This window comes from Pseudomonas lini, from assembly GCF_001042905.1.
Classification (GTDB): Bacteria; Pseudomonadota; Gammaproteobacteria; order Pseudomonadales; family Pseudomonadaceae; genus Aquipseudomonas; species Aquipseudomonas lini.
The window spans coordinates 591846-604631 of the sequence record NZ_JYLB01000002.1; the positions used below are offsets into that span (position 1 = coordinate 591846).

The following is a 12786-nucleotide window of genomic DNA, read 5'->3' on the forward strand; positions in this document are numbered from 1 at the left end:
ACAGGTAGAAAATGTGAGTCAATTTTTCCAGATTCATCCGGAAAACCCGCAACCGCGCCTGATCAAACAGGCTGTCGAGATCATCCGCAAGGGCGGGGTGGTGATTTATCCCACAGACTCTTCCTACGCCATTGGTTGCCAGATCGGCGACAAGAACGCCGTGGAGCGCGTGCGCCGGCTGCGTCAGCTGGATGAGAAGCACAACTTCGCGCTGATTTGCAGCGACCTGTCGCAGTTGGGGCTGTTTGCCAAGATCGACACCGGCACTTTCCGGGTGCTCAAGGCTCACTTGCCTGGCCCTTACACCTTCATTCTCAACGCCACCCGCGAAGTCCCGCGGCTGTTGCTGCACCCTAAAAAACGCACCATCGGCCTGCGTGTGCCAAGCCATCCGATTGCCTTGGCATTGCTGGAAGAACTCGGCGAGCCACTGATGAGCGTGACCCTGATCATGCCCGGCGACACCGATCCGTTGAGCGATCCTTACGAAATGCGCCAGTTGCTCGAGCATCAGGTCGATCTGATCATCGACGGCGGTTTTGGCGGGATCAAGGCGTCCACCGTGATCAGCCTCGCCGACGGCGAACCGGAAGTCATTCGCGTCGGTTGCGGCGACCCTGCGCCTTTCATGGTCGAGGCCTAGATGTCAGCAGTAGAACCCGTCGACAGCCAGGCCGGCGCTCAGCAAGAACTGCCTTTCGCCATGGTCTATGGCCAGGCGGTCATGGAAATGCCGCTGGACCTGTACATCCCGCCGGATGCGCTCGAGGTCTTTCTTGAGGCCTTCGAAGGCCCGCTCGACTTGCTGCTGTACCTGATCCGCAAACAGAACATCAACATCCTCGACATCCCGGTGGCGGAAATCACCCGTCAGTACATGGGCTATGTCGAGTTGATGCAGTCGGTGCGCCTGGAGCTGGCCGCCGAGTACCTGGTGATGGCCGCGATGCTGGCCGAGATCAAGTCGCGGATGCTGTTGCCCCGTGCCGAAACGATTGAAGACGAAGAGGACGACCCTCGCGCCGAACTGATTCGTCGCTTGCAGGAGTACGAGCGCTTCAAGGCTGCCGCCGAAGGCATCGATGGCCTGAGCCGCGTCGGGCGCGACGTGGTGGTGCCTAAGCTCGATGCCCCGGAAGCCCGGGCACGCAAACTGTTGCCGGATGTGAGCCTGGGAGAGTTGCTGATGTCCATGGCCGAAGTCTTGCGCCGTGGCGACATGTTCGAAAGCCACCAGGTCAGCCGTGAAGCGCTGTCCACCCGCGAGCGTATGAGCGATGTGCTGGAACGGCTCAAGGGCGGCGGTTTTGTGCCGTTTGTCGAGCTGTTCACCGCTGAAGAAGGGCGCCTGGGGGTGGTGGTGACCTTTATGGCGATCCTCGAACTGGTCAAGGAATCCTTGGTCGAGCTGGTGCAGAATGAGCCATTCACCGCGATCCATGTCCGGGCCCGAGCCGAATAACGAGTTGAATCATGAACCTGACTGAACCCCGCGAGCTGGCGCCACTGCTTGAAGCCTTTCTGTTGGCCTCGGGAAAACCGCAATCGCTTGAACGCCTGTTCGAACTCTTCGAAGAAGGCGAGCGGCCCGAGCCCCCTGTTTTCAAGAAAGCGCTGACAATTCTGGCCAAGTCCTGCGACGGCCGTGCTTTCGAGTTGAAGGAAGTCGCCTCCGGGTATCGCCTGCAGATCCGCGAAAAGTTCGCGCCGTGGGTCGGACGTTTGTGGGAAGAGCGGCCGCAACGCTATTCCCGCGCCATGCTCGAAACCATGGCCCTGATCGCCTATCGCCAGCCGATCACCCGGGGCGAGATCGAAGACGTGCGCGGCGTGGCAGTCAACAGCCACATCGTGAAAACCCTGCTGGAACGTGAGTGGATCCGCATCGTCGGTTACCGCGATGTGCCCGGCAAACCGGCAATGTTCGCCACCACCAAGGCGTTTCTCGATCACTTCAACCTGAAGAACCTCGACGATTTGCCGCCACTCGCCGAACTGCGTGAGTTGGAGCCTGATCCTGTCCTCGATTTCGACGACGCTCCGGTTCCGCAAGGCTTGCAGGAACTGGCCGATGCCAGCGGCGAACCGGAGGAGCCGAAGGAAGAAACCAGTTTCCACACGCTGTTGCTGGAACTGGACACCATGGAAGAGGGGCTCAAGACCGACTTCGACGATTTGCTGCGGAATGGGGCGGTGAGCGAGACCGAAGGGGAGTTGGCAGAACCCGAGCCTGAAATCGAAGTTGAACCTCAGGTCGAGGCTAAAGCTGGAGCTGAAGTCGAACCAGAAGCCGAAGCTGAAGACGAACCAGAACAGGAAGATGACATTCTTGGCGTTGCCGAAGCTCGCGAAAAGCTCCTGGCCGCCGTCGCTGCTCTTGAACAGCCAAAACCCGAGCCCGAGCTGACCGACGAAGAAGCCGAAGCCAAGGCGCTGGCAGAAGCAATCGAGGCCGAGCGTCGCCAGTTCGAAGATTGACCCAAATCCCATGTGGGAGCGGGCTTGCTCGCGAAGGGGGCGGCACATTCAACATTGATGTTGCCTGACACCACGCCTTCGCGAGCAAGCCCGCTCCCACATGGGTTCTCTATTGAATTCGAAATTAGTGCCACCGGTCGGCGGAAAAACAAATAACCTTCTGTCGATCAGCTAGTCTCTGATGCGCGAACGTCTCCATGAGCGTATGATTCGCGACCCTTCGGCGATCCCTTCGCCAAAGTATAGATTTATAACTCTTCAGGACCCTCAATCCAGAGCATCCTGAACAGACCACACCGGGAGGTGCCCAGATGAGTATCAACGACCAGAAAGACGACCAGGAAATCGGCCCAGCAGGCGAAAAGCTGCAGAAAGTCCTCGCCCGTATCGGCGTCGGCTCGCGCCGTGACGTGGAAGCCTGGATCAGCCACGGCCGCATCAAGGTCAATGGCAAAGATGCCACCCTCGGCCAGCGCGTCGACCTGCATGACGCCATCACCATCGATGGCCGGGTGATCAAGCGCGAAGAAGCCGCCGAGTCGGTACGCCGCGTGATCATGTACAACAAACCCGACGGTGAAATCTGCACCCGTAACGACCCTGAAGGTCGTCCGACCGTGTTCGACAAGATGCCGCGCCCGAAAGAAGGTCGCTGGATCAACATCGGTCGTCTGGACATCAACACCACCGGTTTGCTGATGTTCACCACCGACGGTGAATTGGCCAACCGCCTGATGCACCCATCCTACGAAATGGACCGTGAATACGCGGTACGTGTACGTGGCGAAGTCGACGACGAGATGATTGAACGCCTGAAAGCAGGTGTGGTGCTCGAAGACGGCCCGGCCAAGTTCACCGACATCAAACAGGCTCCGGGTGGCGAAGGTTTCAACCACTGGTACCACTGCGTGGTGATGGAAGGTCGTAACCGCGAAGTCCGTCGTCTGTGGGAATCCCAGGGTCTGGTGGTCAGCCGTCTGAAGCGCGTGCGTTTCGGTCCGGTGTTCCTCAATTCCGATCTGCCGATGGGCCGCTGGCGCGAAATGAGCCAGTACGAAGTCGACGTTCTGAGTGCCGAGGTCGGCCTGACGCCGGTGGCGATGCCGCAAATGAACGCCAAGAGCAAAGACAAGCTCGATCGCATGCAGCGTAAATCGTCGCGTCCGATGGGCAAGACCGAGCGCGTGCGTACGTTGCGTCCAGCAGCCGGTGGCCAGGCAGCTGTTGCTCCGCGCGAATCCCGCGAGCCACAGATCGAAGGCGAACGTCCGGCCCGCAAGCCAGCGCCACGTCAGGACGGCGAACGCGGCCCACGTACGCCGCGTCCGGCCAACGGTCGCACTGAGCGTGGCGAAGGCCGTGGCGCTCCGTCCGGTGGTCGTAGCGATCGCGGCGCGCCTGCCGGTCGTGGTACGCCCGTGGCAGACCGCCCGGCCGATACCAAGCGCCCGGCCAAGCCGGCGCCGAAGAAACGCCCAGGCATCGTACTGGTCGACCGTGACGCGCCATCAGGTAAGCGCCGCGGCGCGCCAGCCGGCTCCGGCCAGCGTCCGGGCTTCGGTCGTCGCAAGCCTGAGTAATCGGTAAGCGCTGCATGAAAAACGCCATCCTTCGGGATGGCGTTTTTTTTGTCTGATTGATCGTTCCCACGCTCCGCGTGGGAATGATCAGCTAGAAGACAAACCGCCCATCAAACAGCGGATCATCATCCAGCGCCAACACGCCACTGGAGAAGATCAGGTCCAAATGATGGCTACCTTTGGCACCTCCGCCCAAGCCAAGGTGCAAGCCGCAATGGCGCTCCTCGAATCCGGCATTGCGCGCATACAAATCTTTCACGCCTTCGTTGGTGCCGATCCCCAACTCCTCGATTCGCCGATTGGACGGATTGGCGTCCAGGTACTTGTTGAAGTCATGTTCCAGCCCCGGCACGTCGGTGGCGATTTTGCTGATGGTGGAGTTCTCGATCCACAACTCCAGCGGTGACGCCAATACGCCGTATTTGCGGGCAAAGGGAATCGTACTGAGGAAAGTCCCCATAAACTTCACCCGGCCATTAATGGCCTCGCTATGAGTGGCGATCTCGCCGGGCGCCAGGTCGAAGTTGCCGATACCGTTGATGTCGGTCCACTTCTTGATACTGCTCAACGGTGTTTCGAACCACGACCCATGGTCATCTTTGAAACTCAGGGTGGTGGCGTGGGACATGCGCTGGATCAAGTGGCTGTTCAACCCGGCAATTCGCTGCGGGGTGACACTGAAGGTGTCGTAGAAGTAATCGCCGTAATCCTTGAACAGCAATGACTTCTTCCAGTTCTGCGCCATCACGCCTTGCAGCGCGCGGACAAACTCCGGGCCGTCGGGACGCGGGTTGGGCAGGGTGGAAGAGTCGTAGAAGAAAATGTACAGATCGCTGTCGGTAATCGCCTGGGTCAGTAATTCGGTGGGTTCGAGGTCCAGACGCATTGCGCTGAAGCTGAACCGTGGGCTGTTACCGGCCTGTTCGGCAATGGCGCCGGTCAGTGCCTCGTAATCAGCGGTATGGCCGAGCAAGACCTTCGCCGGGTTGATACCGGCAACGGCAGGGTGATGTTCGAGGTAGTAAAGGAAATGCGAGATGGCGCGTTGCTTATCCATGTAGTCCTCCCTGACAAACCGAGAATGTGGCAGGCACGACCGGCCGGATGATGCCTGCCGGGATGTCTTACAGAGGCCACATCGCCGTGCCGAACGGAACAACCGCGTCGGCTTGCATCATTTCGACGGCGGCATCATGGGTCGGTGCTTCAAACCAATCGTCCAGTTGCAGTTCAGTGTCCAAGTCTTTGTCCAGTGCTTGCATGGTGAATCTCCTAGATGATTTCTTCGGTAAGAACACTTTTGATAAGAGCAGTGGCGTGCTTTTCACTCGTTGAAGAGCGCGTCAACGTGCCGGTCGATACGGCTCGGCAAGTCGCTGAAAACCTAGTTCACAGGTTTTTAAAATGCAAAAAAATAGTTAAACAATTTTCATTTGAACTATTTATTCCATTTTTCGAAAGCTCATTTTCTTAATAAAAAACAGAAAACTAAGCAAGGCATTTACTTAGGAAGCTTCCTATCGTCAATTTACAGTCAGTGGGCTTCCGGATCTGATTTGGAAAATTTACGTTACACCTTGTCAATAAAACCTTACGCAAAGCGCTCTTAAACCCCGTGGAATGCCGCGAAGGAAAGGTCTGTAAGGAAAACCTTCCGCCAACCGCCGGGTTTGTAGCCTTCAAGGGCTCTGGCACGCTTGTTTCGACAACGTATCAAGGGTGAGATGCGCCCCATGCCTGTCGTGCAGGTGCATAACAAGAAGGAGGCGCAATGAACGCCGTGACTCATCTCCATCTCTCCCCAAAGGGCGATTTTTCCGCTGCCCTTATCGATGACCTGCAAAGGTCTGACTCAATTTTTGCAGTCGCCCGAGACCCTCGAGGCGGACACAGGCAATCCCGGCAACCGACGCGCTGATCCAGCGGTGTCTGGCAGCAGGGGGTTACAGGTGTACAATGCGCCGCGTTTTAACTGTGACCCTCTGCGCAACAGCGCAAACTTCAAGGCTACCCGCCTTGTTCACTCCGCCGCGTCACGAGCGTGTCGGGTTCGATTTCGTCACAGATAAAAACAAACAGGTGACGCATGACTGTCGTAAAAACGCTGAACTCCTGGTGCCTGCGCTGGGGTTTGATCGGCGCTGCTTGAAATCGCAACTAAGCAGCAACGTCTACCGAACATCATCAAACCTTGCGTGAGACCTTTTTCATGAGTGGACAAAACTCGCATTCAGGCGAGCTGAAACGCGGCCTGAAAAATCGCCATATTCAACTGATCGCCCTCGGTGGCGCGATCGGCACCGGGTTGTTCCTCGGCTCGGCCGGCGTGCTCAAATCCGCCGGCCCGTCGATGATCCTCGGCTACGCCATCTGCGGCTTCATCGCTTTCATGATCATGCGCCAACTCGGCGAAATGATCGTCGAAGAGCCGGTCGCCGGTTCCTTCAGTCACTTCGCCCACAAATACTGGGGCGGTTTCGCCGGCTTCCTGTCGGGCTGGAACTGCTGGATTCTATACATCCTGGTGGGCATGTCCGAGCTGACCGCGGTTGGTAAATACATCCACTACTGGGCGCCGGATATCCCGACCTGGGTCTCGGCAGCCGGGTTCTTCGTATTGATCAACCTGATCAACCTGGCCAATGTCAAAGTCTTTGGCGAGGCCGAGTTCTGGTTTGCGATCATCAAGGTTGTGGCGATCGTCGGCATGATTGCCTTGGGCAGCTACCTGCTGGTCAGTGGCGACGGTGGCCCGCAAGCCTCGGTGACCAACCTGTGGGAACACGGCGGCTTCTTCCCGAACGGCGTCAGTGGTCTGGTGATGGCCATGGCGATCATCATGTTCTCCTTCGGTGGCCTGGAAATGCTCGGTTTCACCGCTGCTGAAGCCGACAAGCCGAAAACCGTGATCCCGAAAGCGATCAATCAGGTGATCTACCGGATCCTGATTTTCTACATCGGTGCGCTGGTGGTCCTGCTGTCGCTGACCCCTTGGGACAGCTTGCTGACGACGCTGAACGCGTCCGGCGATGCCTACAGCGGCAGCCCGTTCGTGCAAGTGTTCTCGATGCTCGGCAGCAACACCGCCGCGCACATTCTCAACTTCGTGGTTCTGACCGCGGCGCTGTCGGTGTACAACAGCGGCACCTATTGCAACAGCCGCATGCTGCTGGGCATGGCCGAGCAGGGTGATGCGCCGAAAGCCTTGTCGAAGATCGACAAGCGTGGCGTGCCAGTGCGTTCGATCCTGGCGTCAGCTGCCGTGACCCTGGTCGCGGTGCTGCTGAACTATCTGGTTCCGCAACATGCACTGGAACTGTTGATGTCGTTGGTGGTGGCCACCCTGGTGATCAACTGGGCGATGATCAGCTTCTCGCACTTCAAGTTCCGCCAGCACATGAACAAGACCAAACAGACGCCGTTGTTCAAGGCTCTGTGGTACCCGTACGGCAACTATGTTTGCCTGGCGTTCGTGGTGTTCATCCTTGGCGTGATGCTGCTGATCCCGGGTATCCAGATCTCCGTGTATGCGATTCCGGTGTGGGTCGCGTTCATGTGGGTCTGCTACGGCATCAAGAACAAGCGCAGTGCGCAACATGCGTTGCAGGCTGCGGGTTCCGCTGCCAAGTAAGTGCAAAGCGCAGAAACAACAAACCCGGCCATGTGCCGGGTTTGTCATTTATGGGTTCCCTACAAAATCCTGTGGGAGCGTGGCTTGCCGCGATGAACGATAACGCGGTATGCCTGATGAACCGCGGCGCCTGAATCGCGGGCAAGCCACGCTCCCACAGGGGCCGCATTCCTTCTGTCTATTCGCGGTATCCTTCTTGTTCTGAATACGGATTTTTTTCCATGCTGGTGATTTCCAACAACGTGCATCTGCCGGATGCCGAGATCGAGTTGACGGCCATTCGTGCGCAAGGCGCCGGTGGGCAGAACGTCAATAAGGTTTCCAGTGCCGTGCACCTGCGCTTCGACATTCCGGCCTCGTCCTTGCCCGAGTTCTACAAGGAACGGCTGCTGGCGCTGCGCGACAGTCGCATCACCAGCGAAGGCGTGTTGATCATCAAGGCCCAGCAATACCGCACGCAGGAAGCCAATCGCGCCGATGCGCTGGAGCGGCTGACCGAGCTGATCCTCAGCGCCACCAAAGTGGAAAAGAAACGCCGCCCGACCAAGCCGACCCTTGGTTCGAAGAAGCGTCGGCTCGAATCCAAGACCAAGCGCGGCAGCATCAAGGCTGGACGCGGCAAGGTCGATTTCTAACGCGCTTCTCTTTCTTCGCGATACTTGGGCGCCTGCCGGTACAGATAAACGCTCAGCATCAATCCGCTCAAAGCGGCGAGGGCGGCAAACAGGAAGATCGAGGCGAAGCCAAATCCAGCCGCAATCGCACCCGCCAGCGGTCCGGTGATCCCCAGCGACAAATCGATAAACAGTGAATACGCCCCAACCGCCGCGCCACGGCTGGAAGCGGGCACCAGGTTGACCGCTTCCACGCCCAACGCCGGGAACACCAGCGAAAAGCCGAAACCGCTCAGCGCCGCGCCGGCCAGTGCCCAATGGGCATCGGGTGCCAGCCACAGCAACAACAGTCCCAGGGTTTCCACTGACAGGCAGGCAATCGCCACGCGAAAGCCGCCGAGGCGGTTGATCAGGTTACCGAACAGCAATCGCGCACCGATGAAACTGGCACCGAACAGGCTCAGGCACAACACCGCGTTGGACCACTGCTGAGTGGCGTAATACAGGGTGATGAATGTGGCGATGGTGCCAAAGCCGATGGAGCCCAAAGCCAGACCGCAACCGTGAGGAAACACCCGCCCCAGCACGTGCATGAACGGCAGGCGTTCGCCGACAACGATCGGTGCAGCGGTTTTTGGCCAGGCCAGTGCCAGGCCCAGAACGGCCAGCAGCACGATGCTCACGCCCATGCTCCACAAACCCAACTGACTCACCAGCAGCACCCCCAGCGGCGCGCCGACCGCCAGTGCGCCATAACTGGCGATGCCGTTCCAGGAGATGACCTTGGCAGTGTTTGCCGCGCCGACCCGGCCGATGCCCCAGCCGATCGACCCGGAACCGACCAGGCTTTCCGCGCTGCCGAGCACCAGTCGGCCGATCAACAGGCTGATCAGGCTCAACATCGGCACGCTTTGCGTCCAGGCCGAAATCAACATGAATACACCGCTCAAGCCGCAACCGGCGAGGCCGTACATCACTGCCAGTTTGCTGCCCTTGTTATCGATGATGCGCCCGGCGTAAGGGCGGCTGAGCAGGGTGGCCAGGTATTGCACGCTGATCACCAGCCCGGCGATCACGGCACCGAAACCGAGGTCGCTATGGACGTAGCCCGGCAATACGGCCAGGGGAATGCCGATATTCAGGTAACCGATGAACGTGAACAGAACGATGGAAACGACTTGCAGCGTGACCGCCATGGGGCGCTGGGTTTCTGACATGGGTAAAAGGTCCACGGGGCAGCTGGATAGATAGGCTGCTTATGATAGCGGCGCGGACGGTCGCGGGGCGTGAAAAAGTAAAACTATTTGCCGGATAGGGATAATCAGGATTTTGCGGGGGCAACCAGTTGCGTCGTGACCAGGGCGGCGAGGGCGTTTTCTTCGCTGCCGAAGCGGGCCAGCAGGGCGGCTTGTTTCTCGGGGGAAAGGCGGTTCCAGATCTCGATCATCTTCTCGGCGGTGCCGATCAGGACGCTGGCCTGGGTTGCGCTGAATTCGTCGGTCATGGGAAAGCTCAAGGTTCAGGCGGTGTGGAAAGCGCATATTAGCGCTTTCCACACGGTCTGGTCGTGCAGGTATCAGTCTTCGCTGTCGGCCTGGCGGCGTTCAGGTGCTTCTTTCGTCTCGGGCTGTTGGGCACCGGCTTGTTGCGTGGTTGTCTGCTCAGTTTCGTGCAGGCTTGGGAAGGGGAGATTAGGGATCTCGTGCATGTCGCGCTCCTCGCTAAGTCTGTTGATAGATCTGGTAGATCCGCGCTTTTAAAAAAGCCTGCGCAGGATACAGCAGGAGAAATGACAAATAGACTTTTATATCCAATTGTTGCGACGGATGGGATTGTCTAGACAGGTCAGCAAGAGAGGGCGACACCATGCAAATGTGGGAGCGGGCTTGCTCGCGAAGACGGAGTGTCAGTCAACATCATCGTTGCCTGACACACCGCTTTCGCGAGCAAGCCCGCTCCCACAGGGGATGTGCAGTGTCTGATTTATTTGCAGACTTCGGCGATTGCTTCGGCAAGCAAGTCCAGACGCGTCGCATCAATCCCTGCCACGTTCGCCCGGCCTGAGCTGACCATGTACACGCTGTGATGCTCACGCAGTTGCTTGACCTGTTCCGGCGACAAACCGGTGTAGGAAAACATCCCGCGTTGCACACCAATGTGCGCAAATTGCTCACGCAAGCCATGGGGTTCAAGCGCTTCGACCAGACCGCTGCGCAACTGGGCGATACGCAAACGCATGGCTTCCACTTCGTCGGCCCAGCGGCTTTTCAGCTCTGGATCGCCGAGGATGGTCGCAACCACGGCGGCGCCATGATCCGGTGGCGTCGACCACAGGTTGCGGGCGATGTTGGCCAGTTGGCTGCGGATGTCCACCAGCTTGTCGGCGTTTTTCGCGCAGACAATCAGTGCGCCAGTACGGTCGCGGTACAGGCCGAAGTTCTTCGAGCAGGAACTGGTGATCAGTACTTCCGGCAACTCGGCGGCGAACAACCGGGTCGACCAGGCATCTTGCTCCAGGCCGTCACCGAAACCCTGATAAGCGAAGTCGATCAGTGGCAGCAAATCGCGACTGCGCACCACGTCCAGCACTCGACGCCAATCGTCATGGGACAGATCGAAACCGGTCGGGTTGTGGCAGCAGGCATGCAACAGCACCACATCGCCCTTGGGGGCTTCATTGAGCACCGCCAGCATCGCTTCCACATCGAGGCGATTGTCGCTGCCCACGTACGGGTAGTGACTGACCTTGACCCCGGCCGCCGCGAAAATGGTTTCGTGGATCGGCCAGGTCGGGTTGCTCAACCACACGCCACGGCCCGGCAGGCATTGGGCGATGAAGTCAGCGCTCAAACGCAGCGCACCAGTACCGCCCGGCGTTTGAGTGGCGCCGGCCCGTTGTTCGGCGATCAGCGCCGAGTCAGCGCCAAGCACCAACTCGTTGATGACCTTGCCGAACGCTACATTGCCGTGGCCGCCGATGTAGGTCTTGGTGGATTGACGCTCCACCAAGTGCTGCTCGGCGAGCTTCACCGCCTCGGGGATTGGCGTCAGGCCCTGGGCGTCTTTATAGACACCCACGCCGAGGTCGAATTTGCGCGGGTTAGGGTCCAGCGCATAGGCCTCCATCAGGCCGAGAATCGGGTCGCCAGGTACTCGACCGATGGCGTCGAAATGCATTATTTACGGCCCTCGGCGTCTTTGGCCACTTCGTCAGTGCGCGCGGCCATGATGAAGTCGTTGCGGTGCAGGCCTTTGATGGAGTGGCTCCACCAGGTCACGGTGACTTTGCCCCACTCGGTCAGCAGGCCTGGGTGGTGACCTTCGGCCTCGGAGATTTCACCGACGGCGTTGGTGAACGCCAGCGCGTGTTTGAAGTTCTTGAACAGGAAAATTTTTTCCAGCTGCATCACGCTGTCGCGGACTTCGATGTTCCAGTCAGGGATTTGCTTGATCAGGATCGGCAATTCTTCGTCGCTGACTTGAGGGGCGTCGGCGCGGCAGGCTTCACAATGGGCTTGGTTTAATGTGGACATGATGGGTTCCTGAAATCGAATTATTGGAAATCGGCCGTCAGTGTCACCACGCTAAACCAAAGCGGTGGTTCCTGACAGACTCACTTGATTCTAAAAGCTGCGGATCACGCAGCCTTTGGCGGAAATTTCGGTGCGCGCAACCCCAACTGCATACCTTGCTTGACCATACCCATGATGTCTTCGTGGGCCAGATCGAACAGGCGCTTGAGGTTCGGCAGGACAAAGTACAGCGGTTGCAGGATGTCGATGCGGTATGGCGTGCGCATGCATTCCAGCGGATCGAAGGCCTGATGCTCAGGCGTGTCCGACAGGCAGTAAACGGTTTCTTTTGGCGAGGACAGAATGCCGCCACCGTAGATGCGCAGGCCTTGTGGCGTGTCGACCAGACCGAATTCGATGGTCATCCAGTACAGGCGCGCCAGGTACACGCGTTCTTCCTTGGAAGCCTGTAGGCCAAGTTTGCCGTAGGTGTGGGTGAATTCGGCGAACCAGGGATTGGTCAGCAGCGGACAGTGGCCAAAGATCTCGTGGAAAATGTCCGGTTCTTGCAGGTAATCCAGCTCTTCGCGGGTACGAATAAACGTCGCTACCGGAAACTGCTTGTTCGCCAGCAATTCGAAAAAGGTCTGGAAGGGAATCAGTGCGGGGACTCGGGCAACCTGCCAGCCGGTGGTTTCACCGAGGACCTTGTTGATTTCACCGAGTTGCGGAATGCGGTCGTGGGGCAGACCGAGTTTTTCGATACCGTCCAGGTATTCCTGGCACGCACGGCCCTCGACCACTTTCAGTTGGCGAGTGATCAGCGTGTTCCACACCGCGTGTTCTTCGGCGGGGTAGTCGATAAAACCTTGCGCATCGGGCTCACGAGCCACGTATTGCGTCTGCTTCATGCTGCTCTCCTGCTAGGGGATTCGTTCTTGTTGTGTGTACAGCTATGGACCTAGAAATAC

Annotated in this window: 14 protein-coding genes; 6 read left to right on the top strand and 8 right to left on the bottom strand. The window is 58.6% G+C overall.

What is annotated here, in order from left to right; genetic code table 11:
- Nucleotides 1-13 precede the first annotated feature (13 nt).
- The 4 genes from TU81_RS07145 (at nucleotide 14) to rluB (ending at nucleotide 4058) form a co-directional block, all read left to right on the top strand.
- Nucleotides 14-643 (top strand): L-threonylcarbamoyladenylate synthase, encoded by a 630-nt coding sequence (locus TU81_RS07145; protein ID WP_038980232.1) that lies wholly within the window; start codon nucleotides 14-16, stop codon nucleotides 641-643.
- A gap of 60 nt (nucleotides 644-703) precedes the next feature.
- Entirely contained in the window at nucleotides 704-1462 is a 759-nt protein-coding gene (locus TU81_RS07150) for a segregation and condensation protein A (RefSeq protein WP_173667549.1), read from the top strand.
- 11 nt (nucleotides 1463-1473) lie between these two features.
- Nucleotides 1474-2478, top strand: a complete 1005-nt coding sequence (gene scpB / locus TU81_RS07155; RefSeq protein ID WP_048394253.1) for an SMC-Scp complex subunit ScpB — start codon at nucleotides 1474-1476, stop codon at nucleotides 2476-2478.
- 311 nt (nucleotides 2479-2789) lie between these two features.
- A complete protein-coding gene (rluB, locus tag TU81_RS07160; RefSeq protein ID WP_038979527.1) occupies nucleotides 2790-4058 on the top strand; it encodes a 23S rRNA pseudouridine(2605) synthase RluB in 1269 nt (422 codons plus the stop codon).
- Between the two features lie 91 nt (nucleotides 4059-4149).
- On the opposite strand, the gene TU81_RS07165 is transcribed toward rluB, so the two are convergent.
- Both TU81_RS07165 and TU81_RS30475 read right to left on the bottom strand, forming a co-directional pair.
- Nucleotides 4150-5115 carry a M29 family metallopeptidase gene (locus tag TU81_RS07165; RefSeq protein ID WP_038979529.1) on the bottom strand — a complete coding sequence of 322 codons (966 nt, stop codon included), beginning with the start codon at nucleotides 5113-5115 and terminating at the stop codon, nucleotides 4150-4152.
- Between the two features lie 67 nt (nucleotides 5116-5182).
- Nucleotides 5183-5320 carry a hypothetical protein gene (locus TU81_RS30475; protein ID WP_038979531.1) on the bottom strand — a complete coding sequence of 46 codons (138 nt, stop codon included), beginning with the start codon at nucleotides 5318-5320 and terminating at the stop codon, nucleotides 5183-5185.
- Nucleotides 5321-6267: 947 nt separating this feature from the next.
- Here TU81_RS30475 and TU81_RS07175 point away from each other — a divergent pair.
- Together TU81_RS07175 and arfB are read left to right on the top strand one after the other, a co-directional pair.
- Nucleotides 6268-7689 (top strand): amino acid permease, encoded by a 1422-nt coding sequence (locus TU81_RS07175; RefSeq protein ID WP_038979533.1) that lies wholly within the window; start codon nucleotides 6268-6270, stop codon nucleotides 7687-7689.
- Nucleotides 7690-7910: 221 nt separating this feature from the next.
- A complete protein-coding gene (gene arfB / locus TU81_RS07180; RefSeq protein WP_008010994.1) occupies nucleotides 7911-8324 on the top strand; it encodes an alternative ribosome rescue aminoacyl-tRNA hydrolase ArfB in 414 nt (137 codons plus the stop codon).
- Here the strand turns inward: arfB and TU81_RS07185 are convergent.
- The 6 genes from TU81_RS07185 to phhA all read right to left on the bottom strand — a co-directional run bounded on the left by TU81_RS07185 (nucleotide 8321) and on the right by phhA (nucleotide 12726).
- On the bottom strand, nucleotides 8321-9520 hold the full coding sequence (locus TU81_RS07185) for an MFS transporter (RefSeq protein ID WP_048394256.1): 1200 nt from the start codon (nucleotides 9518-9520) through the stop codon (nucleotides 8321-8323). The two genes, arfB and TU81_RS07185, sit on opposite strands and share 4 nt — an antisense overlap.
- Nucleotides 9521-9624: 104 nt before the next feature.
- Complete coding sequence (locus TU81_RS07190; protein ID WP_008010996.1) at nucleotides 9625-9807, bottom strand: hypothetical protein; 183 nt, start codon at nucleotides 9805-9807, stop codon at nucleotides 9625-9627.
- 72 nt (nucleotides 9808-9879) lie between these two features.
- On the bottom strand, nucleotides 9880-10011 hold the full coding sequence (locus TU81_RS30920) for a hypothetical protein (protein WP_007902501.1): 132 nt from the start codon (nucleotides 10009-10011) through the stop codon (nucleotides 9880-9882).
- Nucleotides 10012-10286: 275 nt separating this feature from the next.
- A complete protein-coding gene (locus tag TU81_RS07195) occupies nucleotides 10287-11480 on the bottom strand; it encodes an amino acid aminotransferase (protein WP_048394258.1) in 1194 nt (397 codons plus the stop codon).
- On the bottom strand, nucleotides 11480-11836 hold the full coding sequence (locus TU81_RS07200) for a 4a-hydroxytetrahydrobiopterin dehydratase (protein ID WP_019648076.1): 357 nt from the start codon (nucleotides 11834-11836) through the stop codon (nucleotides 11480-11482). The genes TU81_RS07195 and TU81_RS07200 overlap by 1 nt, the downstream gene beginning before the upstream one ends.
- Before the next feature lie 104 nt (nucleotides 11837-11940).
- Entirely contained in the window at nucleotides 11941-12726 is a 786-nt protein-coding gene (phhA, locus tag TU81_RS07205) for a phenylalanine 4-monooxygenase (RefSeq protein WP_048394261.1), read from the bottom strand.
- Between the last annotated feature and the right edge of the window lie 60 nt (nucleotides 12727-12786).

Excerpts from the sequence above, each read along its gene's own strand:
- TU81_RS07150 (WP_173667549.1), top strand. The coding sequence starts at position 704 with ATGGTCTATGGCCAGGCGGTCATGGAAATGCCGCTGGACCTGTACATC.
- arfB (WP_008010994.1), top strand. The coding sequence starts at position 7,911 with ATGCTGGTGATTTCCAACAACGTGCATCTGCCGGATGCCGAGATCGAG.
- TU81_RS07165 (WP_038979529.1), bottom strand. The coding sequence starts at position 5,115 with ATGGATAAGCAACGCGCCATCTCGCATTTCCTTTACTACCTCGAACAT.
- TU81_RS07195 (WP_048394258.1), bottom strand. The coding sequence starts at position 11,480 with ATGCATTTCGACGCCATCGGTCGAGTACCTGGCGACCCGATTCTCGGC.
- scpB (WP_048394253.1), top strand. The coding sequence starts at position 1,474 with ATGAACCTGACTGAACCCCGCGAGCTGGCGCCACTGCTTGAAGCCTTT.
- phhA (WP_048394261.1), bottom strand. The coding sequence starts at position 12,726 with ATGAAGCAGACGCAATACGTGGCTCGTGAGCCCGATGCGCAAGGTTTT.
- TU81_RS07200 (WP_019648076.1), bottom strand. The coding sequence starts at position 11,836 with ATGTCCACATTAAACCAAGCCCATTGTGAAGCCTGCCGCGCCGACGCC.
- TU81_RS07185 (WP_048394256.1), bottom strand. The coding sequence starts at position 9,520 with ATGTCAGAAACCCAGCGCCCCATGGCGGTCACGCTGCAAGTCGTTTCC.
- TU81_RS07175 (WP_038979533.1), top strand. The coding sequence starts at position 6,268 with ATGAGTGGACAAAACTCGCATTCAGGCGAGCTGAAACGCGGCCTGAAA.
- rluB (WP_038979527.1), top strand. The coding sequence starts at position 2,790 with ATGAGTATCAACGACCAGAAAGACGACCAGGAAATCGGCCCAGCAGGC.
- TU81_RS30475 (WP_038979531.1), bottom strand. The coding sequence starts at position 5,320 with ATGCAAGCACTGGACAAAGACTTGGACACTGAACTGCAACTGGACGAT.
- TU81_RS30920 (WP_007902501.1), bottom strand. The coding sequence starts at position 10,011 with ATGCACGAGATCCCTAATCTCCCCTTCCCAAGCCTGCACGAAACTGAG.
- TU81_RS07190 (WP_008010996.1), bottom strand. The coding sequence starts at position 9,807 with ATGACCGACGAATTCAGCGCAACCCAGGCCAGCGTCCTGATCGGCACC.